The sequence below is a fragment of the Mesorhizobium sp. M5C.F.Cr.IN.023.01.1.1 genome, from assembly GCF_003997585.1.
GTDB lineage: Bacteria > Pseudomonadota > Alphaproteobacteria > Rhizobiales > Rhizobiaceae > Mesorhizobium > Mesorhizobium wenxiniae.
The window spans coordinates 18,010-41,322 of sequence record NZ_RZSU01000059.1; the positions used below are offsets into that span (position 1 = coordinate 18,010).

Below are 23,313 nucleotides of genomic sequence, written 5' to 3' on the forward strand. Positions count from 1 at the left end.
TCCTCAACGTTCGCAGCTGACGGCTGGGGTTCTGAGCGGCACGGTCATCTTGCAGCAAGGGAAGTAGCCGCCCCTATCGCGGTCGGACTGCCTGTAGAAGCAGAGCCCGACGTCGACCGTGTCGCCAGGATAATGGCCGGTGATGCCGATCGTGTAGGCCGTGCCGGGAGCGTGCGATTGGGGTGAAATCACCCCGACGTCTGATGTCCTGGACAAAGCCTTGATCGAATCGCTGCCAAAGCCGGCAGGGTCGCGGAGATGGAGCTCGGCCTCGAGGCCGGAGGGCGTGCAGAAGTACCTGACATCCTCGACGTCGAGGCAAGGAGGCACGCCACCGGGGGGCGGAAAGTCGGGCGGATAGAAAGGCGGTAGGTAACCGCCGCCCGGTATCTGCTCGTAATAGCCGGCACGGCCCTCGCAGGGGTGCCAGACCTCGACGTCGCCGACATGAGCTTCAACCTCGGGGTCTTCGAAATAGCCGTCGAAGTCGACGAACCATGAGCCGAAGGGCGGGATGTTGGCCGGCCTGACCAGCGCCGTCGGCGTGATCTGCACGCCGTGCATGGCGAGCGGCCCGCCGCCGGCAAGCTGTTCGGCAAGTGCCGGGTTATCACGCAATTTGTCGCCGGTCTTGACCAGCGTCTCAGTGCAGACTGAAGTGTCGAGATTGCCGTCAGCGTCATAGCCATATTGCAGGTCGAGGCCGCCGGCCGACTGCTGGTTGTCCTCGGGGAAGCCGATTACATAGTCCTGCGGCATTTCCACCCAGATTGATTCAGTCGCCGGATCGTCCGGGTTTTCGCGCCAATAGCGGATGACCTCCCCTTCGCCGGAATCGGCGAACCGGCTGTAGTCGTAGCGGTTTTCCACCGGGCCGCGCTGCGCCAGGTACATGAAGCCGCTGATATCGAAAGCGATATCGGTGACGACGTGGTCCTTGTCGGCCTTGACTGTCAGTTCCCAGCGCGGGTCGCCGGCAAAGCTGCCGTCGCGGGCGATACCCACCGACCAGATCTCGGCCTTTTCACCAACCGAATAATAGAGCCGGGCGCCATGATAGGCGACGGACCAGACGCGGCGCTCATCCTGCGTATAGCCCCAGCTGTCGGGGTCTTCGCTGTCGAAGGCAGCGCCCTCGATGTCCATTGCCGAGCCATCGTCGGCAAGCGGGGCTAGCCGGTGCGCCGGGCGCCCGGCAACGCCGTGGTCGAACGTGTCGACCAGGGCTCCGTTGGCATCGATGCGATGGATGAGACCGGTGTCGAGGTCGCTGGCGAAGAACTGGCGGTGGATATTGTCGAAGGTGACGTCGCCAATGCCGGGACCGCTGTTGGTGTCGATGTCGGCGAATTTGCTCACTTGGCCGGTAATGCCGTCGATCTTCCAGATCGTGCCCGGTCCGCCGCCGTTCTCAGTGCCGAACTGGCCGTCCATGAAGGTGGCGCCGGCAGCACCGCGACGCTGCCGCTCGGGACGACCGTCCGCATCTTCGTCTGATGTGACAATGCGGATGCCGTGCAACGAGGTGGCCCCGGCATAGAGGTTCGGAATGCCTGAGGGAGCGCCATCGCGGACACCGTCGTCATAGGTGATGGCGAACACCTGGCCGATCTGCCCGGCCGTCACTTCGAAGGGTGGCGGCGTGAAGACGAGCTGGCCGGAGGCCGGCCCGCCCAGCCTCGAAACATCGAAAACGCGCAAGGTTGCACGCGTCGTGTCGATAAAGGTTTCGTCGACCGGCTCGACGCCCGGCGGCAGGCCTTCTTCGAAATTGGGGTCCTCTGCGAAATTGGAAACCTGTTCGAAATCAGGAATGACGGTACCGGAAAATCCGGTCACCGCCATTGAGCCTGGATGGATGATCTGCGTTTCCTGCGCCTGGACGGCACCGCCAAACCACAGGGTGGTAGCGAGCGCCAGCGCCAGAAAGCCGCTGGCTAGTTGCATCGCTTGGCGCAAACGGCCAGCACGAGAGCGCACGAACGCGCCGTGGTCGCAAGACATAGGATTCCCCCCGCGGGCGACGGGAGAAACATCCGGCGTTTCCGCGCAAATCAGGGCAAGGCGCGGCGTTCCGGCACGTTTTTCCCTGATCGAATTGTCTGCTTTCCTCGTAGTCACGATATGCCGGCACTTACGCGTGGTCAACGGAATCAGCGGAAAACCTGGCGTATCGACCCCGTCGTAAAAGCGGTGGTCGCGCCGAGTTCCCGGAGACCGCGAAGGCTCTGGATATCCAGTCATAGGGCTTTCCTTTCCAGGGCCGCACCATGCAGCGCACCTTGGTGTCGGTCGCGAACGGATGCGGAAAGGTTCATGGGAGCCATGGCCGGAGAACCCCGGCCGGCCCAAGAAAAGGATGTTGGATGCCTTGCGCAGAATGCTTGCGCGCCGCGCAGCCTGTTCTTATATACGCGCCAAGCCGTTCGGCGCCGGAATGCCGGTTGCCGAAGCGGAATTTCTTGTGAACAGGGGCTTTCGTCGGAACGCCTGTACGGGTCCTGAGAGCCTGCTTAGCGGAGAGATTAGAAAAATGGCAAAAGTAATCGGTATCGATCTGGGGACCACCAACTCCTGCGTCGCCATCATGGACGGCAAGGAATCGAAGGTCATCGAGAATGCGGAAGGCGCGCGCACGACCCCTTCCATCGTCGCCATCAACAGCGACGGCGAGCGCCTCGTCGGCCAGCCGGCCAAGCGCCAGGCGGTCACCAATCCCGAAAACACCATCTTCGCGGTCAAGCGCCTGATCGGCCGCCGCTATGACGATCCGGTGACGGAAAAGGACAAAAAGCTTGTCCCCTACAAGATCGTCAAGGGCGACAATGGTGACGCCTGGGTCGAGGCCGGCGGCAAGAAGCAGTCGCCCAGCCAGATCTCGGCAATGATCCTGCAGAAGATGAAGGAAACGGCGGAAGCCTATCTCGGCGAGAAGGTCGAGAAGGCGGTCATCACCGTTCCGGCCTATTTCAACGACGCCCAGCGCCAGGCCACCAAGGATGCCGGCAAGATCGCCGGCCTGGAAGTGCTGCGCATCATCAACGAGCCGACCGCGGCCGCACTTGCCTACGGCCTCGACAAGAAGGAAGGCAAGACTATTGCCGTCTATGACCTTGGCGGCGGCACGTTCGACATTTCGGTGCTCGAAATCGGCGACGGCGTCTTCGAGGTGAAGTCGACCAATGGCGACACCTTCCTCGGCGGCGAGGATTTCGACATGCGTCTGGTCGAATATCTGGCGGCCGAGTTCAAGAAGGAACAGGGCATCGACCTGCGCAGCGACAAGCTCGCCCTTCAGCGCCTCAAGGAAGCGGCCGAAAAGGCCAAGATCGAGCTGTCGTCGACGACGCAGACCGAGATCAACCTGCCCTTCATCACTGCCGATGCCACCGGTCCCAAGCACCTGACGCTGAAGCTGACGCGGGCGAAGTTCGAGAGCCTGGTCGAGGATCTCGTCCAGCGCACGATCGATCCCTGCAAGGCGGCGCTCAAGGATGCCGGCCTCAAGGCCGGCGAAATCGACGAGGTCGTCCTGGTCGGCGGCATGACTCGCATGCCCAAGATCCAGGAGATCGTGAAGCAGTTCTTCGGCAAGGAGCCGCACAAGGGCGTCAATCCGGATGAGGTCGTCGCATTGGGCGCCGCCATCCAGGCCGGCGTGCTGCAGGGCGACGTCAAGGACGTGCTGCTGCTGGACGTGACGCCGCTGTCGCTTGGCATCGAGACGCTGGGTGGCGTGTTCACGCGGCTGATCGAGCGCAACACGACGATCCCGACCAAGAAGAGCCAGGTGTTCTCGACGGCCGAGGATTCACAGTCGGCCGTGACCATCCGCGTCTTCCAGGGCGAGCGTGAAATGGCCGCCGACAACAAGGCGCTCGGCCAGTTCGACCTGGTCGGCATTCCGCCGGCGCCGCGTGGCGTGCCGCAGATCGAGGTCACGTTCGATATCGACGCCAACGGCATCGTCAACGTCTCGGCCAAGGACAAGGGCACCGGCAAGGAGCACCAGATCCGCATCCAGGCGTCTGGCGGCCTTTCGGACGCCGACATCGAGAAGATGGTGAAGGACGCCGAAGCAAATGCCGAGGCCGATAAGAAGCGGCGCGCACTGGTCGAGGCCCGCAACCAGGCCGAGGCGCTGGTGCATTCCTCGGAGAAGTCGCTGAAGGAGTATGGCGAGAAGGTTTCCGAGGCCGACCGCACGGCGATCGCCGATGCGATCGCGGCGCTGAAGACTGCTGCCGAAGGCGACGACGCGGCCGAGATCGAAGCCAAGACCCAGGCCCTCGCCGAAACCTCGATGAAGCTCGGCCAAGCCATGTACGAAGCTTCGCAGAAGGAAGCCGCGGAGGCTGACGCCAAGGCGGATGCCGCCAAGGACAGCGACGTGGTGGATGCCGATTTCGAGGAAATCAACGAGGACGACGACAAGAAGAAGTCGGCCTGAGCGGTCTGACGGCAGATTATCGCAGAAAGCCCGGCACAAAGCCGGGCTTTTTTGCAACTCTGGCCCGAAAAAGTGCGGGCCTGATCGAAAAAATGCGAGCAAGCCCGCGTCGACACTGGCATCCAGGCGCCATCGCACCTAAATCGGAACAGCGTGCCGGCAAACGACGCAACAAAGCTTCAAGACGTTGAATATCCGGACTGCAGGAAAAGATGAAAGCTGATTTCTACGAAACGTTGGGTGTGAAAAAGGGGGCCGACGAGAAGGAGCTCAAGAGCGCTTTCCGCAAGCTCGCTATGCAGTTCCACCCCGATCGCAATCCCGGCGACCATTCCTGCGAGCACAAGTTCAAGGAAATCAACGAAGCCTACGAGACGCTGAAGGACCCGCAGAAACGCGCGGCCTATGATCGTTTCGGCCACGCTGCCTTCGAACAGGGCATGAATGGCGGCGCACAAGGCTTCGGCGCTGGCGGCTTCGCCGACATCTTCGAGGATATTTTCGGCGACATGATGGGCGGGCGCCAGCGCCGATCCTCAGGCGGGCGCGAGCGCGGCGCCGACCTGCGCTACAATATGGAAATCACGCTTGAGGAGGCGTTTACCGGCAAGACAGCACAGATCCACGTGCCGGCCTCGATCTCCTGCACAGAATGCTCCGGCAGCGGCGCCAAGCCCGGCACCCAGCCCGTCACCTGCTCGATGTGCAATGGCCATGGCAAGGTGCGCGCCACGCAAGGATTCTTCTCGATTGAGCGCACCTGTCCGCAATGCCAGGGGCGTGGCCAGACCATCAAGGAGCCGTGCCCGAAATGCGCCGGCCAGGGCCGCGTAACCGAGGAGCGCTCGCTGTCGGTCAACATTCCGGCCGGTATCGAGGACGGCACCCGCATCCGCCTTGCCAACGAGGGCGAGGCTGGCCTGCGCGGCGGCCCGTCGGGCGATCTCTATATTTTCCTGGCGGTCAAGCCGCACGAATTCTTCCAGCGCGACGGCGCCGATCTCTACTGCAAGGTGCCGATCTCGATGACGACGGCAGCGCTTGGCGGTTCCTTCGAGGTGGCGACGCTGGACGGCACCCAGACGAAAGTGAAGGTGCCGGAGGGTACCCAGAACGGCCGCCAGTTCCGCCTCAAGGGCAAGGGCATGCCGGTGCTGCGCCAGCACAATGTCGGCGATCTCTATATCCAGACCGCGGTCGAGACGCCGCAGAACCTTTCCCGCCGGCAGCGCGAGTTGCTGGAGGAGTTCGAGCAGCTTTCCTCGAAGGATAATTCGCCGCAGTCGAGCGGCTTTTTCGCCCGCATGAAGGACTTTTTCGAAACCTTCGGCGAGCGCTGATGCCTATTCTCGCCAATCCGGTGTAGAGTGCAATCAAGGCGAGGCTTACCTAGCGTCCTCAACATCTTATACCGGCGTCCGCCTTGCCTTGAACCCCGTAGCTGCTAAGTAGCCTCTCGGGGGAGCGTTCAGGAGAACTTGCATGGCACATGGTCCCGGACTGCGAAAGGCGCTGGCGGAAAAGTTCGACGACGAACTGAAGTTCTTCAAGGGCTGGATCGACAAGCCGAAGGCGGTCGGTTCGATCGTGCCGACCAGTTCCATCACGGCCCGCAAGATGGCCTCCGTCGTCAACCCGAACTCGGGCCTGCCGGTGCTCGAAGTCGGGCCTGGCACCGGCGTCATCACCCGAGCCATCCTCGCCCAGGGCGTAAAGCCTGAAAATCTCTACGCTGTCGAATACTCCCCCGATTTCGTACGCCATCTGCGCCAGCTCTATCCCGGCGTCAACGTCATCGAGGGCGACGCCTTCAATCTCGATGCGACACTCGGCGACAAGAGCGGCCTGACCTTCGATTCGGTCGTCTCCGGCGTGCCATTGCTCAATTTCCCGGTCGCCCAGCGCATCGCCTATGTCGAAAGCCTTCTCGACCGCATCCCGACAGGCCGCCCGATAGTGCAGCTGACCTACGGCCCGCTGTCGCCGATCCCGCCCGGCCGCGGCGACTACACGGTCGAGCATTTCCATTTCGTCATCCGCAACATCCCGCCTACGCAGCTGTGGATCTACCGGCGCGCGGCGCATTGATCAGTATTTGGGATTTGAGACGTGCCTGGCCTATACCTGTCGGCTGACAATGGGGGCCAATGGCAGTGATCCCGAAAATTCTCGTCTTCGCCGGCTCGATTCGCGCTGGCGCCTACAGCGGCAGGACCGCCGATGTGGCGCAGAAGGAACTCGCCCTGCAGGGTGCCGAGGTAACCCGCATCTCGCTTGCCGACTATCCGCTGCCGATCCTCGACGAGGATTTGGAAAAGGAGGAAGGCATTCCCGAAAACGCCATCAAGCTTGCCCAGCAGATCGCCGGCCATGACGGGCTGCTGATCGCGACGCCCGAATATAACGGCTCGATTCCGCCGCTGCTCAAGAATACCATCGACTGGGTGAGCCGGGTGCGCACAGATGGCGGGCGGTCGTTCAGGCCGTTCACAGGCAAGCCCGCCGGCCTTTGTTCGTCTTCCAAAGGACATTTCGCCGGGGTACGCTGCATCAACCATTTGCGCGCCGTGCTGGTGCGCTGCCAGATGGAGGTGGTGACGCCGGAGTGCTCGGTGCCGGAGGGCGGCAATGCCTTCGACGAGGACGGGAATTTCAGGGACGAGAGACTGCACAGATCGATGGAGCATCTATGCCGCACGCTGATCGAAACCTCGCGCATGCTGTCGACGCGGATCGAGGCGTGATCCAGCAACGCGCCAGCACCATGCAAGACAGGCTGATCGTCGGCCTCGACGTGCCGACGCTGAAGGAAGCCGAGAAGGCGGTGCGCGAGCTCGACGGGATCGTCTCCTTCTACAAGATCGGCTATCAGCTCGCCTTCGCCGGCGGCCTCGATTTCGCCCGCGAGCTCGCCAGCGGCGGCACCAGGATCTTCCTCGACATGAAGCTGCTCGACATCGACAACACGGTGGCCAAGGGTGTCGAGGCCATTGCCAGGATGGGCATGACCATGCTGACGCTGCACGCCTATCCGAAGACGATGAAGGCAGCGGTCGAGGCCGCCAGGGGCAGCGATCTCTGCCTGCTTGGCGTCACTGTGCTGACCTCGATGGACGAGCAGGACGTGATCGACGCCGGCTATGAACATGACCCGCATACGCTGGTGCTGAGGCGCTCCGAACAGGCGCTGCATGCCGGCATGGGCGGCATCGTCTGCTCGGCCGAAGAAGCGGAAGCCGTGCGCCGGATCGTCGGGCCCAACATGGCTGTCGTCACGCCGGGGATACGGCCCAAGGGCAGCGACCATGGCGACCAGAAACGCGTGGTGACGCCGGCGCAGGCGATCCGCAACGGCTCCAGCCATCTCGTCGTCGGCCGGCCGATCGTCGGCGCCGCCGACAGGCGAGCGGTCGCGGAAGCGATCCTTGACGAAATGCGCTCGGCCTGACAATTCGGAGAAGAAGCATGCCCAAGGGATACTGGATCGCCCGCGTCGATGTGCGCGATGCGGAAGGCTACAAGGACTATGTCACTGCCGCCAAACCGGCTTTCGATCGATTCGGCGCCATTTTCCTGGCACGAGGCGGTGCGCATGAAAAGGCAGAAGGGCCTGGCCGCGACCGCAACGTAATCATCGAGTTTCCGTCATTGGCTGCGGCGCACGATTGCTATCACTCGCCGGAGTATCAACGCGCCGTGACGATCCGCCAGAAAGTAGCCGACGGCGAGATCGTGCTGGTCGAAGGGGTTTAGTTCGACCGCCGCGGCGCGCGTGGTCTCATCGGAAATGCAGGCGAGCATGCACCTGCAGCGATCAAACCGAATGCAGGATGTAAAGCTTGCGCGTTTTCTCGTGGATGGTCCATTCGCCCTCCCAGCCAAGCGGCAGAACAAGCAATTCGCCGGGTCCGACATTTTTGGCCGCGCCCTCGGGACCGTGCAGCGTCACGCGGCCTGAGACGATGTGGCAAATCTCGGAATTCGTGTCGCGGCGCGCGGTGAACCGGCCCTGCGAACATTCCCAGACACCGACCTCGATCTTGCCATCATCCGAAGTCCAAAGCGTGTTGGCTGCTTCCAGCTGATGGCCTTCCACCGAGGTCGGTTTCGGCTGAGGCTCACCGAGGTCGATATGCGCAAGGTGGGCGAAGGTCTTGAAGTCGATCATGCTGTATATCCTCGAGGTGACGCGGTTCAATGCCCGGTGATGCGGTCTGCCAGGGCCGCTAGCCGCGATGTGCGCGGCAGCCCCTTTGCTTCCCGCTCGTCGGCAATCCGATAGAGCTGATACATGGAATGGACGCCCAGCCAGCGCAGCGGCTCCGGCTCCCATTTGCGCACGGTTCGATTGACCCAGGGAAGCCGCGTCAGCTCGGTGTCGTTGCCCAGCACAAGATCCCTCAATGTGCGTCCCGAGAGGTTCGAGGTGGAAACGCCGAGGCCGACGTAGCCGCCTGCCCAGCCTATTCCGGTCTGCTTGTCAAAGCCCACTGTCGTGCACCAGTCCCGCGGCACGCCGAGCGTTCCACACCACGCATGGTCGAGCTTGAGCCCCTTGGTCTGCGGCAGAAGCGTCGTCAGTATCTTGTGCAGCTTGTCGATCGTCGCCTGCTGGGTGACGCCTCGAACGTCGGTCTTCGAGCCGAACCGATAGGGCACCCCGCGCCCGCCCATGGCAATGCGTCCTTCACGAGTGCGCTGGGCGTAGCAGTATGTGTGTGCGGCGTCGCCGAGCACCTCGTAGCCATCCCAGCCGATTTCGCTCCATCGCTTTTCGGATAACGGCTCGGTGACCACTATGGCGCTGTTGAGCGCCAACCAAAGTCTCTCGTGGCCGGCGATTCCCGCAGTGAAACCCTCGGTCGCCCGCACGATCTTTTCCGCGCGCACCACGCCTCGGCTGGTTATGACCTTGCCTTTTTCGATCGACAGCACGGTTGTCTGTTCATAGATCGGCACACCGAGGCGCTCCACTGCCTTGGCGAGCCCCTGCACCAGCTTTGCGGGCTGAACCCGCGCAACCTTCTTGATGACGAAGGCGCCGCGCGCGTCGTGCACCGCTATGCGCCGACGCATCTCGGCTGCATCGATATACCCCACACGTTCGTCAGTCAGCTCCCAGGATCTGGCATGGGCATACATCGCCTTGGCGCGCTGCTCCTGCGCCTCGTTGGTAGCGACCAGCAGTTCGTCGGTACGGCGAATGTCGGCGTCGATGCCTTCGGTTTCCGCAACCGATATGACCTCGTTCACCGTGCCCGTCATTGCCGCCTGCATGGCGATGACTCCAGCGCGCGAGGTTGCCTTCTCATATTTTTCGCGCGACCATGAGAATCCGCCGGACAGCCAGCCGCCATTGCGTCCCGAAGCACCGAAGCCGGCGAACTCCTTCTCGACGATGACAATGTTGAGGTGGGGCGCTGCCTGCTTCAGATAGTAGGCGGTCCAAAGGCCGGTATAGCCGGCGCCGACGATGCAGACGTCGGCCATGATATCGCCCTGCAGCGGCGGCCGATAGCCGGGCACGCCGCCGATGTCGGCATACCAGAATGAAACGTCGCCGTTCTTCTTCACGTCCATTGTCGAGGTTTTCCCAGATAGGATTCAGGTCAGCGTGAAATCGGCGTTTTCATCGTCCGCCAACAGCTTCACGTCGCTGCCCGCGAATACGAGATCAACCTCGTCGCCGATGGCGAAGGTCTCGGCGTCCAGCGTAGAGCGCACGATCGCCTTGGAGGTGTCGGCCAGTACGACCTCGTATTTGGAGCCCGATCCGAGGTAAATGGCCTCTCCGATGCGCCCGGGCAGGGTGTTTCGATCCTGTCCGCCCTTCCCCCGCCTGGCGAGGCTCAGCTTCTCCGGCCGCAGCAGCATCACGGGTTTGGCGCCATCGGAAAGGCGTTTGGCGGCGGCCACTTTTCGTCCGGCTATGTCGATGGCGGTCTCGTCGCTGGAGGTGGAGGCCGCGCCACGCAGTATCGTCGAGTCGCCGACGAACTTTCCGACAAACAAGGTCTCGGGCTCGTCGTAGAGTTGGCGGCCGGTGCCGATCTGCTCGATGCGCCCCTGGTTGAACACGGCGATGCGGTCCGAGAGGACCAGAGCCTCCTCCTGGTCGTGCGTGACGTAAACGAAGGTGGTGCCCAATTCGCGGTGGATCCGTTTGATCTCGAGCTGCAGCCATTCACGCAGCTTCTTGTCGAGCGCGCCGAGCGGCTCGTCCATCAGGAGCAGCGGTGGGTCGAATACGATGGCACGCGCCAGCGCGACGCGCTGCTGCTGTCCGCCGGAGAGTTCGCTGGGGAAGCGGTGGCCGAAATCCGCCATCTTCACCATGTCCAGGGCCTTGCGCACCCGGGCCTCGCGATCGGGATTGGCGATGCCGCGCAAGGTCAGCGGATATGCGACGTTCCTGCTGACCGTCATGTGCGGGAACAGCGCGTAGTGCTGGAAGACCACGCCGATGTTGCGTTTGTGTGCCGGTACGCCGATGACGCTCTTGCCGCCGACATCAAGTGAACCCGAACTGACTTCGGTGAAGCCGGCGATGACGTTGAGCGTGGTCGTCTTGCCCGAACCGCTGGGCCCGAGCAGCGTCATGAACTCTCCCGGTTCGATGCGCAGCGAGACCTTATCGAGAGCGATGAAGCTGCCATAGTGTTTGCTGACGGATTTGAGATCGATGGCTGCGCCGCGGGTCGATGGTGAGGCCATGTCAACGTTTTCCCTGTCTCGAACCGATCAGCAGCCCCGCCCCGATCACCAGCGACGTCGTGATGAAGAGCAGCGTGCCCACCGCCGCAACAGTGGGATCGGCGTCCCGGGTGATGCTCGAGAAGATCTGGACCGGCAGTGTCTTCAGGTAAGGGCTGGTGATGAACAGCGCGACGATGATCTCGTCGAATGAGGTGACGAATGCAAACAGCAGGCCCGACAAAATGCCCGGTGCGATCAGCGGCAACGTCACCGTCCTGAACGCCGTCAGCCGGGTCGCGCCGAGGCTGGCCGCAGCAGTCTCCAGCCGTTTGTCGAAGACTTCCAGGCTGGCGGAGACGGCGATGATGACGAACGGAACGGCGAGCATGGTGTGGGCCAGCACGAAGCCGGTCATGGTGCCGACCAACCGCGTATCGAGATAGACCGCGTAGATTCCGACGGCGAGCACCACCCCCGGTACGACCATTGGCGTGATCAGCAGAGCACGCAGGACGCCGCTGACGCGGCTCTTCATGCGATCGAGGCCGAACGCCGCCAGCGTGCCGATGACGGTGGCGAACACCGCCGTGACGACGGCGACCTTGAGCGAACCGACCAGGCTCGCCGACCATTCGGGGTTGGTGAAAAAGTTCTGGTACCACTGCCAGGAAAAGCCGGATGGCGGAAAGGCCAGCGACTTCTTGTCGTTGAACGACATCGGCACGACTACGATTGTCGGTGCGACCAGCCAGACCGCGACCAGCAGGCAGAACAGACCGAGCAGGATTCGACCGGGCCGTTTCATCAGCGTCTCGAGCCCGTCTTGTGCGGTTGCCGCGACAGCGGTGCTGCAAGCGCGAGCAGGACGAAGGTCGCGATCAACAGCACCACGCCCATCGCACCGCCGCGACCCCAGTTGAGCAGGCTGAGCACCTGGTTCTGGATCAGGGTCGAGAGCATGGTCGAACGCGGACCGCCGAGCAGCGCGGGCGTGATGTAGAACCCGAGCGCAAGAATGAACACGATGATGGCGCCTGCGTAGACGCCCGGAAGCGAGAGCGGCAGATAGACCTGGGCAAAGGCGCGCGCCGGGCTCGCGCCGAGGCTTCGTGCCGCCTGCATGAGCCGCAGGTCGATCGTCTTCATCACCGAATAGAGCGGCAGGATCATGAACGGCAACAGCACCTGCGCCATGCCGATCACCACGCCTGTCTGCGTGCGGATCAGCTTGACCGGGCTGAGGCCGACTGCCCGGATGACGGAGTTGATCACGCCGGAATCCTGCAACAGGATGACCCATGCGAGGGTGCGCACCACGCCGCTCACCCAGAACGGCACCAGCACGCAGAGGATGAGGACGAGCCGCATCTTGGGTCCGACTGCGGTCATCACATAGGCATAGGGATAACCGGCAATGAGACATACCAGCGTCACCCAGGCGGAGATCGCGAAGGTCCGCTGAAGTACGGTCAGATTGACCGGTGTGCCGAAGAACCAGGCATAGTTCTGCCATCCCCATTGCGGTTCGGAAAAGCTTCGCAAGGTAACGATGGCGAGCGGCAGACCCAGGCAGATGACGAGCAGCAGCAGCGCCGGCGCGACGAGCCAGAAAGCCTGTCCACGAAACCAGCGCCGCCGGTCGTCTGCCGCGACAGCCGGAACAATGTTCCGGCTGTCGATTGCTCTCGTTGCCACGGTGCCGGACCTAGTTGCCCGCCATCAACGCGTTCCACTTTTCGTTCGCCACCTCAAAGTTCTCCACCCAGAACTTGATGTTCTGCTGGTAACCGAGCTTCAGCTTGTCCGGCGTGTTGGTCATGAACGCCGCGGTGATCTCGTCCACTTCGGGCTTCGCGTCCTTGTGGATCGGCGTATACGAGGTGGTTTTTGCAAGCGTCTCCTGCGCGCTCTTGCCGACATAGGCGTTGATCAGCGCATGCGCCGCGTCGGGGTCCTTGACGCCCATCGGAATGGTCATCTGGTCCATCACGACCAGCCAGTCCTGCCACGCCGGCGTGTACTTCGCGCCGTTCTTGACCGCGGTCATGGCACGTCCGGTCCACATCGCGATCATGTCGGCTTCACCGGATTCGGCGAGCTGCTGGGAATCGGCGCCGGTCTTCCAGAAGATCGTGTCCGGACCGAGCGACCTCACCTTCTCGATACCCTTGTCGATGTCGGCCACCGTCATGTTTTCCACTGAGCCGCCGGCTGCGAGCAGCGCCTGCTCGATGATACCGCCGGACAGATCGCCGCTGCCCTCCAGAGCGCGCGAGCCCGGGAACTTCTCGACGTCGAAGAAATCTCTCCAGCTCTTGGGCGGATTATCCTTGTACTTCTCGGTGTTGTACATCAGCACCACGCCATAGTTCATGGCCGGCACACTGCATTCGCTGATCTGGCCCTGTGGAATGTTGGACGTGTCGATCTTCGAGAGGTCCAGCTTCTGGAACAGCTTGCCGCAATAAACATAGGGCGCGAAATCGCCGGTATCGACAACGTCCCAGGTCACATTGCCGGACTCGACCTGCGCCTGCAGTTTCGAGATTTCGGTTGGCCCATCGCTGAGCAGCGTCACACCAGACTTGTCGACGAATTCCTTTAGCGCGGCGATCTGACCATCCTGATAAATGCCTCCATACGAGACGAAGGTAAGCGTCTTGCCCTTTAGCGAGCCCTCGGCCACCTCGCCCGCCACGGGCTTGCTCTGTGCAAGCGCTGCGGTGGTGATCATTAACAGCCCGAGTGCGGCCACCTGTCCGATCTTGGTCTTCATAGTTTTATCTCCCATTTATGTGCACCCGCATTAGTTCGGTTCGCCCGGCTGCGAGCCTTGTCCGGGCGTGTATCGATTGAGTTCCGCCGCGCCGCTGGTCGGGGGCGCGATGATCCAGAGCACCTGCGCCGGCGTCTTGCCGATGTTTGCCGTGCGATGCGGCGTCGAGGTTGCGTATTCGATGCTGTCGCCCTCGTTCATGACGAAGCGCTCGTCTGCCAGCGTCAGCTCGACTGTTCCCTTCAGAACGACGAACATCTCGTGCTTGCCGCCATGCGTGTAAGCATCGTTACCGGTCGAACCGCCGACGTCGAAATCCCCCGAATAAACCTCGAATTCATGGATCGGCCGCCGCGACAGCAACGTCTTTCGACAACCGTGGCTGATCGGTAGCAGGGGGCGGTCGCCTCTGGTGAGCACCTTGTGGAACCCACCTTCGGTCTGCTCGAACAGGTCGTTGATGCCGAGATCCAACGCAGCCGCGATCCGCATCAGGGTGCTGGCGCTGGCGCCGCTCAGATTGCGCTCGAGCTGGCTGATGAAGCTCGCCGTCGTGCCGACCATGTCGGCCAGCTGCCGAAGCGAAATGCGTCGGGCCGTGCGAATGGCCTTGATCCGCCCACCGACATGCTTCGCTTTGTCCGCGTCCGCCGCTGCCAGCGCGGCCACGTCCGGGGATGTCGCAAGGTCGACTTTCACCGAGTGCCTCCTTCACTTAACACCCTATTAAGTGAGGTGCCGGAACGCAAGCGATTTGTCGAGAGACGATACGACCCTGGGTCGCCGGGGGCAGCTTCACGCAGGATTTCTGCTCAGGACGCGGCCATTCGGTTAAAACGGTTCGCCGCGGTCTCGGCCATCGCATCGGCGAGGCCCATCTCCCATTGCGTGCGGCAATAGGCGCGGAAATCGAAGCAGGGCAGGCCGGGGCAGACCTCGAACTCGATAAGATGGACGCTGTCGTCGGCTTCGACCCGGAAATCGATGGAAAATACATCTCGCAGGCCGAGCCCGGTCATCAGGCTTTGCGCGATCCGTCGGATCTTTGCATCGGCTCGCGGCTGGCTAGTGGCGACCGGCAGCAGCTCGGGCTCGGCGTATGTCCCTGCCGCCCTGGCAGCCTCGCCGGTGTCGCCATAGAGCGCCAGGCTGTCCGCCATGGTCTGGAAATCACCGCCCGAATCGACAAAGACGATGCCGAGCGCCTCGACGCCGGTGTCCGGCTTCAGACCCAGAAAACTGGCGCGCACATTGCGCCCGGCGACATAGGGCTGCACGACGACGTCGTCGCGGTAGGCGGCGAAGACGCGCCGGCTGAGTTCCAGCGCATGGCCAAGATCGGAGCAGCGCGAGTCCGACCAGATGCCGATTTTGGCGCCCAGCCGGTTCGGTTTGACGAACCAGCCGGCGGGCGAAGCCGGCGGTTCGACCAGCCAATGACCGTCGCGGGCCAGACCGGATTGCGGTACCGGCAGGCCGAGCGCGCCAAGCACGGCGCCGGAGCGGAACTTGTCCTGGCAGAGCCCAAACAGCGCGTCATCGGCGCCTATCGTCTTCAGGCCGTTCAGCCTTGCCAGAGCCGGTGCTGCACCGCCGCGGAAATAGGCGACGCCATCGGTCAGCGTCCAGACAAGCGTGAACTTTGGGCCCTCGCCGGCGAGAGCGCTCGCTGCATCGTCGAGCGCCACTGGAACAAAGGACAGGCCGCGCGTGAGGCAGGCTGCAGCCAGCGCATCGAACTCAGAGGCGATGTCGGTCGATTGCGCCAGATAGGAGGCGATTTCGGCGGCGCGCGCCGCCACGTGGCCATCGGCAACCAGCCGGTCGAAGCAGGCCTTTTCCGGCTCATAGACAAGGATCAGCTTCGGCTTTCGGCTTGACATGAGATGAACGATTCCCGGGGATGAACGGGTCCTGGCAGCGCGATTACCTACCATCGCACGGCGAATGTATCAGGCCTTCGCGGAAAACCGACGTCAGCCGGACGCCTGCGCGACAGTGCTGATGCGATCTTCTTGTTTGACCATGATCTTTTCCGAACCGAAGGTTCGCGATCATTGGTCTAGGCGATCAGCACGCGCGGCTCGAAGCGGCCGTTGACTGGAATGTCGAGCAGAAATGTCATGCCGGCTTGCGGGTCCAGCAGGCGCTGCTTCTCATCCTTGCCCGACCAGGCTGAAGTCACCGCCAGCCGGTCGGCATTCCTGCCGACAAAGGCCGGGCAAGACGGTTGCGTCACCGGCATCGCGACCGAACGGATGAGCTTGCCATCAGGCCCGTAGGCTTCGATGACGCTGCCGCCCCAGCAGGCATTCCAAAGAACACCGTCGCGATCGAGCACCGAACCGTCGATATAGCCCTTGGCCTTGCGGTGATCGATGAAGACCTTCGGCTCGCCAGCCGGCAGGCCGGTCGCCGGATTGCAGGCGACGCGCATCAACAGGCCGGTGCTGGTATCGGTGTAACAGGCGACCGTTCCGTCCTGGGAAAAGCAGATCGAGTTCGACACGGTGATGTCCGAATAGAGCCGACGCAGTTCCCCCTTGAAGAACCAGTAGATCGAGCCGGCGGCCTTTTCCTCACCCTTGCCCATCGTGCCGACCCAGAAGGCGCCGCAGGGATGGACGCGCGAATCATTCGAGCGCGTCATCGGATTGTCGGCCTCGATCGCCGTGTGCAGCGTCATCTTGCCGGTCGCGACGTCGCGGACATGCAGGCCGGTTTCGGTAGCGATCAATTGTCTGCTGTCATCGATGACGGCGATGGCGCTGGCCATCTGACCAAGCTCGTGGATTTTGACCGCACCGCCGGAAAGGCGCTTCTCCAGAAGCTGGCCGTTGACGATGTCGAACCAGTAGAGCGTATCGGTGGCGGGGTCATAGCTCGGGCCTTCGCCGAGCTGGCAGACATGGTCGGAAAGAACAGAAACGATGGCTTCGTTCATCGCACTGCTCCAAACGCCGCATCCCAGGCGACGACTGCGGCCTGTGCTCGCGTTGCCACCTCATCCACGTTCATACCAGGCTTGAACAGGCTTGAGCCGAGGCCGAAGACGCTGACGCCAGCGGCTTTGTAGCCGACAAAGTCCTTTTCTGACACACCACCGACCGCGCCGAGCAGCATATCGGACGGCAAAACCGCGCGCATCGCCGCGATGCCGGCCGCGCCGAGCACGCTGGCCGGGAAGAATTTCAGTGCCGAGGCGCCGAGCCGGATCGCCTGGAAGGCTTCGGTCGGGGTGAACACGCCGGGCATCGTCACCATGCCGTAATTCATCGCGCGGCCCATGACTGCGGTATCGATATTGGGGCTGACCAGCAGCCGCCCGCCGGCATTGTGAAGTGCGTCGACATCGGCTGATGTCAGCACAGTCCCGGCGCCGACCAGTGCCGTCGCCGGCAGCGCCTGCACGATCTTCGCGATCGAGGCAAACGGTTCCGGCGAATTGAGCGGCACTTCGATTGCTTCGATGCCGGCCTCGAAGATCGCCCGGCCAATAGCCACCGCCTCGTCCGGCTTGAGGCCGCGCAGGATGGCGACAAGCCCGCGCCCGAGCTTCGGAAATGGTGCGGTCTCGGTCATGCTACAATTCCGCTTCCGGCTATCATGCCATTTTCGCGCGCGGCCTCGATCAGGCCGGCACGCACAGCTTCGTCGGCATCGACGGTCCGAACCGCGAGTCCAGCAAGGCCTAGCGCCTCAGTGTAGAGCGCGCCGAGCGCGCCGGAGGCAATCAGCACGACGGACGACCCGCCTTCCCCATAGCGGCGACTGGCCGAGGCGATCTCGCCGCCGATCAGCAGACCGGACAGGCAAGCAGCGGCATCGTCGGGTTTCAGATCGTGAAGCAGGCCCGCGGCGCGGATCGAGAACAGTCTCGACGTGACATCGCTGACGTCGGCAAGCGCTTGCTCGCACCAGCGCCGGAAAAACGGATTGCCTGGTGCAACCGGCTGAGGCTGCTCGCCCAGCGAATGGCGCAGGATCGAATGCGCCGCCAGCACCGAAAACAGCTCGCCGGTCGGCCACGTGCCGAAACCGGCAACAGCGCCGTCCTCGACCAGAACCCATTTCGAATGGGTCCCGGGCATGCAGACGAGATGGCGACCCTTTGCCGGCAAACCAGCGCCGGCAAGCTGCGTTTCCTCACCGCGCATGACGTCGGGTGCGTCGGCCTGGCGCTGGGCAAGCCCCGGCACGATGCGGATGTCGCGGCGCTGGCCGGGGATGCGCGCAGCGCCGGCAAGGATGGCGCCGATCGGCGCCGGCACGGTGACATAGGGCGCCTCCAGCCAGCCCTGGCGCGAGCCGGCCATGCCGCAGATGATGACAGGCATCGCTTCCGGCGCGCCCATCGCCGCCAGATGTCCTTCGAGGATGGTCGAAAACCCGGCGGCCTGCGCGGTAATCAGGCCGTCGTCGCCGCGGCGCTCGGCAATGACGTTTCCGGCCTCATCGACCAGCCAGACCCTGAGACGGGTTGTGCCCCAATCGACGGCGGCAACGGCCGGCACCTTGCTCGGAAATCCTGGGCTCACAGGAAGCCCCCATCGACGATCAGCATCTGTGCGGTCAGCATCCGTGAAGCGTCCGACGCCAGGAACAGCACCGTGCCGACAATGTCTTCCGGCTGCATCACCTGCTTGATGCATTGCTTGGCAACGTGGGCGGCGAGCGCCTGTTCGGTGACCCAGAGCTCCTTCTGCCGCTCGGTGATCACCCAGCCGGGTGCGATCGCATTGACGCGAATGCCGTCGGCGCCGAGCTTGCCGGCAAGCCCCTTGGTCAGGCCGACGATGCCGGCCTTGGCGGCGGTATAGGCCGGCATATCGGGGTGGTTGATCAGAAACGACGTCGAGGTGAAGTTAATGATCGAGCCGCCGCCGGCGCGCTTCATGCCCGGCGCTACCGCCTGAGCGGAGAAGAAATGCGGACGCAGGTTGACCGCCTGGTTGTTGTCCCAGAATTCCACGGTGACGTCTTCCACTGCGTGGCGATCATCAAGTGCTGCATTGTTGACCAGCACGGTGACGTCGCCATGTGCTTCGGCCGCCTTGGCGGCTGAAGCCCGCAGCGCCTCGACATCGCGTATGTCTGTCTTGAGATAGAGAGGCCGGCGGCCGAGATCCTTCTCGATGCGGTCGGCCAGCGCAAGGCTCGGGCCATCGGCGATGTCGATGAAGGCGACCTTTGCCCCCTGGCGTGCAAAACCCTCGGTCAGCGCCGCGCCGATGCCGGAGCCGCCGCCGGTGATCAGCACCGAAGCGCCCTCAAGGTCGGCAAAGCGTGCCGATGGCAGCATGATTTCTTCTCCGCAAAGTCAAAGTGCCACAGCGTCCCTTGCGAGTCCCAAAAGGACGCGCGGCGCTGTGGTCTGGCCGGCGCGCATCCTATCCAGCCATGTCTGGGGAGCAAGGGTGAAAAGCAAATTCGTGGGCTTATGTCTGACAAAAAGGTGGCCGCATCGCAGCGGCAGCGCAACCGGTCGCTAGATCGCCTTGGATCGCAAGGTGCCGCGGAGCGAATTGCGCAAATAGCCGAGCGTGGCCTCGGCATGGACCCGTCTGGCCTGCGCCTCGCTTTGCCTCCAACTGAACCGACAGACGCCCAGCTGCAGCAGGCAATCATCAAAATGTCGCGATTGGCAGATGACCGGCGAGGTTGTACACGCAAGCACAGCTGCCCATCCGATCCGCCGGAGATCCGCCATGCCTCTGAAAATCGCCGTCCAGATGGACCACATCTCCACCGTCTCGATTGCCGGCGACACGTCTTTTGCGCTGTCGCTCGAAGCGCAGCGGCGCGGCCATCAGCTGTTCCATTATACGCCCGACCGGTTGTCGCTGCGCGGCGGCAAGGTGTTTGCCCGCATCGAGGAAATGCAAGTCCGCGATGAGAAGGGCAATCACTATTCGCTCGGTGAAGAAGTCCGCACCGACCTGTCGGAGATGGACGTCGTCCTGCTCAGGCAGGATCCGCCGTTCGACATGAACTACATCACCACGACGCACATACTCGAGCGCATCCATCCCAAGACACTGGTGGTCAACGACCCGGCGTGGGTGCGCAACAGCCCGGAAAAGATCTTCGTCACCGAATTTCCCGACCTGATGCCGGAAACGCTGATCACCAAGGACCCGCTGGAGGTCGCCGCCTTCCGCAGGGAGTTCGGCGACATCATCGTCAAGCCGCTCTACGGCAATGGCGGCGCCGGCATCTTCCACCTGCACGAGGCCGACCGCAACCTTGCCTCGCTGCTCGAGATGTTCGGCCAGATGTTCCGCGAGCCCTATATCGTGCAGCGCTACCTGATGGAGGTGCGCAAGGGTGACAAGCGCATCATCCTGATCGATGGTGAGCCGGTCGGCGCCATCAACCGGGTGCCGGCCGAGCATGATTCACGCTCCAACATGCATGTCGGCGGCCGCGCCGAAAAAACCGAACTGACGGCGCGCGAACGCGAGATCTGCGCCCGCATCGGCCCGTCGCTGAAGGAGCGCGGCTTCATCCTCGTCGGCATCGACGTGATCGGCGACTACATGACCGAGATCAACGTGACGTCGCCGACCGGCATTCGCGAGGTGAAACGCTTCGGAGGCGCCGACATCGCCAGCCTGTTCTGGGACGCGGTTGAGAACAAACGCAAGTAGCGGCCATTGCTTGGCGGAACAGCGTTTTTCGAACCGATAGCCGATGCAGCGCCATCGGAACGTAGCGTTCCATTGTTCCCGTAATGTTCTTGCCTTCGCCCGAAATCTATGGTTGTCTCTGGTAACGCCGTTCGCGGCATGATCGCATGGGCTTCGGGCGAGCTCATATCCGGGGGCAGAGAAATGGTTGCGCGGGTCCGTACGGTCGCTTTCCAGGGCATCGAAGCCGTGCCGGTCGACGTGCAGGTGATGATCGCACCGGGCAAGGTCAACATGCACATCGTCGGTCTCGGCGACAAGGCGGTTGCCGAGAGCCGGGAGCGGGTGCAGGCGGCGCTGCATGCGTCGGGCCTGTCGATGCCGTCGAAGAAGGTCACGGTCAATCTGGCGCCGGCCGACCTGCCCAAGGAAGGCAGCCATTAATTCTATCAACCATTTGATATTGCAAGATTTTATCACTAAAAAGCAGTGTTACTCACGAAATGCTCACTGGAACGGCTTCGGTTTTGTCCTTTCTAGCCCTGGCGATCAGGCCAAAAGTTCCTTATCTATCGTTTGAAATCGGCGAAATTCACGGATTTTTCTTGACTCTCATGATAACTTCGCCGAATCACCACTCGGGAGCGGCGACCGATGGCCATATTCTTGACAGTTCTGGGCGGCGTATCTGCCGCCATTTTGTTGGCGATGTCAGCGATTCTACTTCGTTCAGGGATCATTCATCTCGCAACGCGGGCGGACGTCGCTCGCGATGCAAGAGCCCATTCGCTTGGTACTGCCACTACCGTGATCAAGGGTGAGGTGGACGCCTATAAGGGTTCAGGGAAGCGGGACGCCTCTGTGGCGGCCGGCTTGGCACACTATAGGAAGCCGAATCGCATAATGCTCCAGGGCCGTGTGTCTGATGAGGTTCTTGAAACCTTAGTCTGAAGCCGGGGGGCATGTGGCTAAGTTTTTTGGCTGGATCCCGAACGTCGCGGGGAAGCTTTCGTTCACCTTAAGCGGCACGTCGGCGTACCCGCGTCAGTTTTACCACTCAACAAATATCGGCGCTGGTGGCCGAGTCTTCGTTGGCTTCCAGCATAGAAATCTCTCCGACACGACCATCCCGTTTCTGACAGATTGGCCGTTCCTACGGAGTTGGGTTGACAGTATCGTCTTCAACAAAGACGGGAACTTCGTTTTCCTCTGCTGCATGAAGATTTCGACCGACGGCGAGCGAGCTGTAGGCCTTATCTATGCCTTCAAGAGAGCCGTCTGGCGCGAAATATTTGAAACAATCGCCGGGCCCGTTGAAGCGGCTGCAACCTGGCCAGATGATAAAGACATTCGTGACGTCTTCGACCAGAGAGCTGTCGGACGGAGCGCCTACTGCGCCGATTTCACCATTCAGCGAAATGGCGTGACGGAAATTGATACTGTGGAGTTTCGCGACCGCGATGGCAGCTCGGATGAGCTCGAGCACGCTTTCGCCGCGCAATCATACTTCTGCCTCCGCGATCTGCTTCACACACACCGATTCCATTCGCCATCGTCTGACACCATTATTGACGTATACCGAGACTTTCCAACGCTGAAGCGGCAGGTCAATTTTGGCCTAATGCGGCGCGCATTGTCCGCTCGCCGAGTACAAACCGTAGAGGCACACCAGAGAGCGATCGGAATTATCTCATATCTCCGCGCGTTTAGAGAAAATATAATGACCCAGCAGGAGCGCGAGAAACTGCATTTCTCTCTCGAGGCGGTGTTGGCGTCGATTCAAGCAGCAATACCCATTGTAGCCGCAAAGGAGAAGTACTCTCTTCGAGGTCGGCTCGACCGATTCAGAGCATGGGTAATCGGAACTGTAGCTATATTGTTTAGCTATGCGTCTCTAATCAAGGACAGCAAGGTTCTAGTTCCAGATAACCTCTCTTGGTTTAAAGAGATATTCGCTTTTATTCAGGAACAGTTTGGATTTGCGTTAATCGCGATAGTGCTTTTATTGATTTTCGTGCAACTTCTGCTCTCCGTCAGGATTGAAAAGAGAGATGCTATCGTCCGAACGACATCGCGGCTTGCTCTCGCATTTCCCGTGAGGCGATTTGCTATCTTTGAGATCGTTCTCGCGATGGTGTTGCTGGCTACGTCACTTGGGATCATGGCCTGGCTGTTTCATACGGTGCTATCAATTAAGTAGAAGGCCCGCCACCGTGAGGCAGCGATCGCAACGTAGCCGAGGATGAAATGCGCAAACTCCTAAGCAGTTTCCCGCCATTTTCTGATCCGAAAGGGTTCTTCTGGTGTGGTGCGATCTGCTTCGGTCTCGTGGCCGGCAGTCTTTTCTGGCTCGGTTCGCCATTGTCACTCCCGTTTGGGGCGATCGCCGTGGCGAGCGTAGCACTGGCCATCCTGTTCAGCGTCACGGGCAGGACATAAAAGAACCCGCCACCGTGAGGCAGCGGGGCCATGTCGCAAACTTTGCGACTTGATCAGTGGCGCTCTGCCGGTGCTTCGAGAATTTCGAGGAATATGCGTTGGCCGTCTCGCTCGGCCTTTCCTGGAATGGTGTAGCAGCCCCGCACGATGACCTCGGCGATCTTCAGCATGTCCGATCGGCTTCCGACAAGCTTGGTCACCACGGCGTTTTCAGGACTGCCATCATAGGATCGCTGCGACACGAACAAAGTCAGCCTGAGATTGTCGCCCATGAACTGGAGCGGGCCGGCGCCGGTCACGAACGTGTCAGAGACGCAAAAGGG

The 23,313-nt window shown here is 62.0% G+C and carries 23 protein-coding genes and 1 pseudogene; 10 read left to right on the forward strand and 14 right to left on the reverse strand.

From position 1 onward, the window contains the following. Positions 1 to 3: 3 nt before the first annotated feature. Entirely contained in the window at positions 4 to 1,947 is a 1,944-nt protein-coding gene (locus EOA78_RS21965) for a hypothetical protein (RefSeq protein WP_245477637.1), read from the reverse strand. A 586-nt stretch (positions 1,948 to 2,533) separates the two neighbouring features. On the opposite strand from EOA78_RS21965, the gene dnaK reads away from it, so the two are divergent. The 6 genes from dnaK (at position 2,534) to EOA78_RS21995 (ending at position 8,203) form a co-directional block, all read left to right on the forward strand. Further along, positions 2,534 to 4,450 (forward strand): molecular chaperone DnaK, encoded by a 1,917-nt coding sequence (dnaK, locus tag EOA78_RS21970; protein WP_127316951.1) that lies wholly within the window; start codon positions 2,534 to 2,536, stop codon positions 4,448 to 4,450. Positions 4,451 to 4,662: 212 nt separating this feature from the next. Further along, the gene (dnaJ, locus tag EOA78_RS21975) at positions 4,663 to 5,790 is read left to right on the forward strand and encodes a molecular chaperone DnaJ (protein ID WP_127316952.1); all 1,128 of its coding nucleotides are present in this window, start codon (positions 4,663 to 4,665) and stop codon (positions 5,788 to 5,790) included. A 142-nt stretch (positions 5,791 to 5,932) separates the two neighbouring features. Next, positions 5,933 to 6,538: a phospholipid N-methyltransferase PmtA gene (pmtA, locus tag EOA78_RS21980; RefSeq protein WP_127316953.1), complete on the forward strand. Its 606-nt coding sequence runs from the start codon at positions 5,933 to 5,935 to the stop codon at positions 6,536 to 6,538. 59 nt (positions 6,539 to 6,597) lie between these two features. Next, a complete protein-coding gene (locus tag EOA78_RS21985) occupies positions 6,598 to 7,194 on the forward strand; it encodes an NADPH-dependent FMN reductase (RefSeq protein WP_127316954.1) in 597 nt (198 codons plus the stop codon). Between the two features lie 20 nt (positions 7,195 to 7,214). After that, entirely contained in the window at positions 7,215 to 7,898 is a 684-nt protein-coding gene (gene pyrF, locus EOA78_RS21990) for an orotidine-5'-phosphate decarboxylase (RefSeq protein ID WP_127316970.1), read from the forward strand. Positions 7,899 to 7,915: 17 nt separating this feature from the next. Next, entirely contained in the window at positions 7,916 to 8,203 is a 288-nt protein-coding gene (locus tag EOA78_RS21995; protein ID WP_127316955.1) for a DUF1330 domain-containing protein, read from the forward strand. A gap of 61 nt (positions 8,204 to 8,264) precedes the next feature. Here EOA78_RS21995 and EOA78_RS22000 read toward each other — a convergent pair whose 3' ends face one another. From EOA78_RS22000 to EOA78_RS22055, 12 genes are all read right to left on the reverse strand, one after another. Then, positions 8,265 to 8,618: a cupin domain-containing protein gene (locus tag EOA78_RS22000; RefSeq protein ID WP_127316956.1), complete on the reverse strand. Its 354-nt coding sequence runs from the start codon at positions 8,616 to 8,618 to the stop codon at positions 8,265 to 8,267. 26 nt (positions 8,619 to 8,644) lie between these two features. Next, positions 8,645 to 10,030 (reverse strand): FAD-binding oxidoreductase, encoded by a 1,386-nt coding sequence (locus EOA78_RS22005; RefSeq protein WP_127316957.1) that lies wholly within the window; start codon positions 10,028 to 10,030, stop codon positions 8,645 to 8,647. A gap of 24 nt (positions 10,031 to 10,054) precedes the next feature. Next, complete coding sequence (locus EOA78_RS22010; RefSeq protein ID WP_127316958.1) at positions 10,055 to 11,164, reverse strand: ABC transporter ATP-binding protein; 1,110 nt, start codon at positions 11,162 to 11,164, stop codon at positions 10,055 to 10,057. 1 nt (position 11,165) lies between these two features. Continuing rightward, positions 11,166 to 11,951: an ABC transporter permease gene (locus EOA78_RS22015; RefSeq protein WP_127316959.1), complete on the reverse strand. Its 786-nt coding sequence runs from the start codon at positions 11,949 to 11,951 to the stop codon at positions 11,166 to 11,168. Then, positions 11,951 to 12,841 carry an ABC transporter permease gene (locus tag EOA78_RS22020; protein ID WP_127316960.1) on the reverse strand — a complete coding sequence of 297 codons (891 nt, stop codon included), beginning with the start codon at positions 12,839 to 12,841 and terminating at the stop codon, positions 11,951 to 11,953. The genes EOA78_RS22015 and EOA78_RS22020 overlap by 1 nt, the downstream gene beginning before the upstream one ends. Positions 12,842 to 12,851: 10 nt before the next feature. After that, on the reverse strand, positions 12,852 to 13,922 hold the full coding sequence (locus EOA78_RS22025) for an extracellular solute-binding protein (RefSeq protein WP_127316961.1): 1,071 nt from the start codon (positions 13,920 to 13,922) through the stop codon (positions 12,852 to 12,854). Between the two features lie 30 nt (positions 13,923 to 13,952). Next, a complete protein-coding gene (locus EOA78_RS22030) occupies positions 13,953 to 14,621 on the reverse strand; it encodes an XRE family transcriptional regulator (RefSeq protein WP_127316962.1) in 669 nt (222 codons plus the stop codon). 113 nt (positions 14,622 to 14,734) lie between these two features. Further along, complete coding sequence (locus EOA78_RS22035; RefSeq protein WP_127316963.1) at positions 14,735 to 15,805, reverse strand: D-alanine:D-lactate ligase-like protein; 1,071 nt, start codon at positions 15,803 to 15,805, stop codon at positions 14,735 to 14,737. A gap of 179 nt (positions 15,806 to 15,984) precedes the next feature. Then, positions 15,985 to 16,866: an SMP-30/gluconolactonase/LRE family protein gene (locus EOA78_RS22040; protein ID WP_127316964.1), complete on the reverse strand. Its 882-nt coding sequence runs from the start codon at positions 16,864 to 16,866 to the stop codon at positions 15,985 to 15,987. Beyond that, positions 16,863 to 17,504, reverse strand: coding sequence for a 2-dehydro-3-deoxy-6-phosphogalactonate aldolase (locus EOA78_RS22045; protein ID WP_127316965.1), 642 nt, complete (start codon positions 17,502 to 17,504; stop codon positions 16,863 to 16,865). Before EOA78_RS22045 ends, EOA78_RS22040 begins: the two co-directional genes overlap by 4 nt. Continuing rightward, a complete protein-coding gene (locus tag EOA78_RS22050) occupies positions 17,501 to 18,460 on the reverse strand; it encodes a 2-dehydro-3-deoxygalactonokinase (RefSeq protein ID WP_245477638.1) in 960 nt (319 codons plus the stop codon). The genes EOA78_RS22045 and EOA78_RS22050 overlap by 4 nt, the downstream gene beginning before the upstream one ends. Then, complete coding sequence (locus EOA78_RS22055; protein WP_127316967.1) at positions 18,457 to 19,224, reverse strand: SDR family oxidoreductase; 768 nt, start codon at positions 19,222 to 19,224, stop codon at positions 18,457 to 18,459. Before EOA78_RS22055 ends, EOA78_RS22050 begins: the two co-directional genes overlap by 4 nt. Positions 19,225 to 19,630: 406 nt before the next feature. On the opposite strand from EOA78_RS22055, the gene gshB reads away from it, so the two are divergent. The 4 genes and pseudogenes from gshB (at position 19,631) to EOA78_RS36095 (ending at position 22,990) form a co-directional block, all read left to right on the forward strand. Further along, the gene (gshB, locus tag EOA78_RS22060; protein ID WP_127316968.1) at positions 19,631 to 20,572 is read left to right on the forward strand and encodes a glutathione synthase; all 942 of its coding nucleotides are present in this window, start codon (positions 19,631 to 19,633) and stop codon (positions 20,570 to 20,572) included. Between the two features lie 183 nt (positions 20,573 to 20,755). Continuing rightward, positions 20,756 to 20,992: pseudogene (locus tag EOA78_RS22065) on the forward strand (magnesium chelatase domain-containing protein); the annotation flags it as partial. 523 nt (positions 20,993 to 21,515) lie between these two features. Beyond that, a complete protein-coding gene (locus EOA78_RS22070) occupies positions 21,516 to 22,751 on the forward strand; it encodes a hypothetical protein (protein ID WP_127316969.1) in 1,236 nt (411 codons plus the stop codon). Between the two features lie 47 nt (positions 22,752 to 22,798). After that, positions 22,799 to 22,990: a hypothetical protein gene (locus tag EOA78_RS36095; RefSeq protein ID WP_164783873.1), complete on the forward strand. Its 192-nt coding sequence runs from the start codon at positions 22,799 to 22,801 to the stop codon at positions 22,988 to 22,990. 53 nt (positions 22,991 to 23,043) lie between these two features. Here EOA78_RS36095 and EOA78_RS36100 read toward each other — a convergent pair. Further along, a partial coding sequence (locus EOA78_RS36100; protein ID WP_164783874.1) for a hypothetical protein occupies positions 23,044 to 23,313 on the reverse strand: 270 nt, incomplete at its 5' end.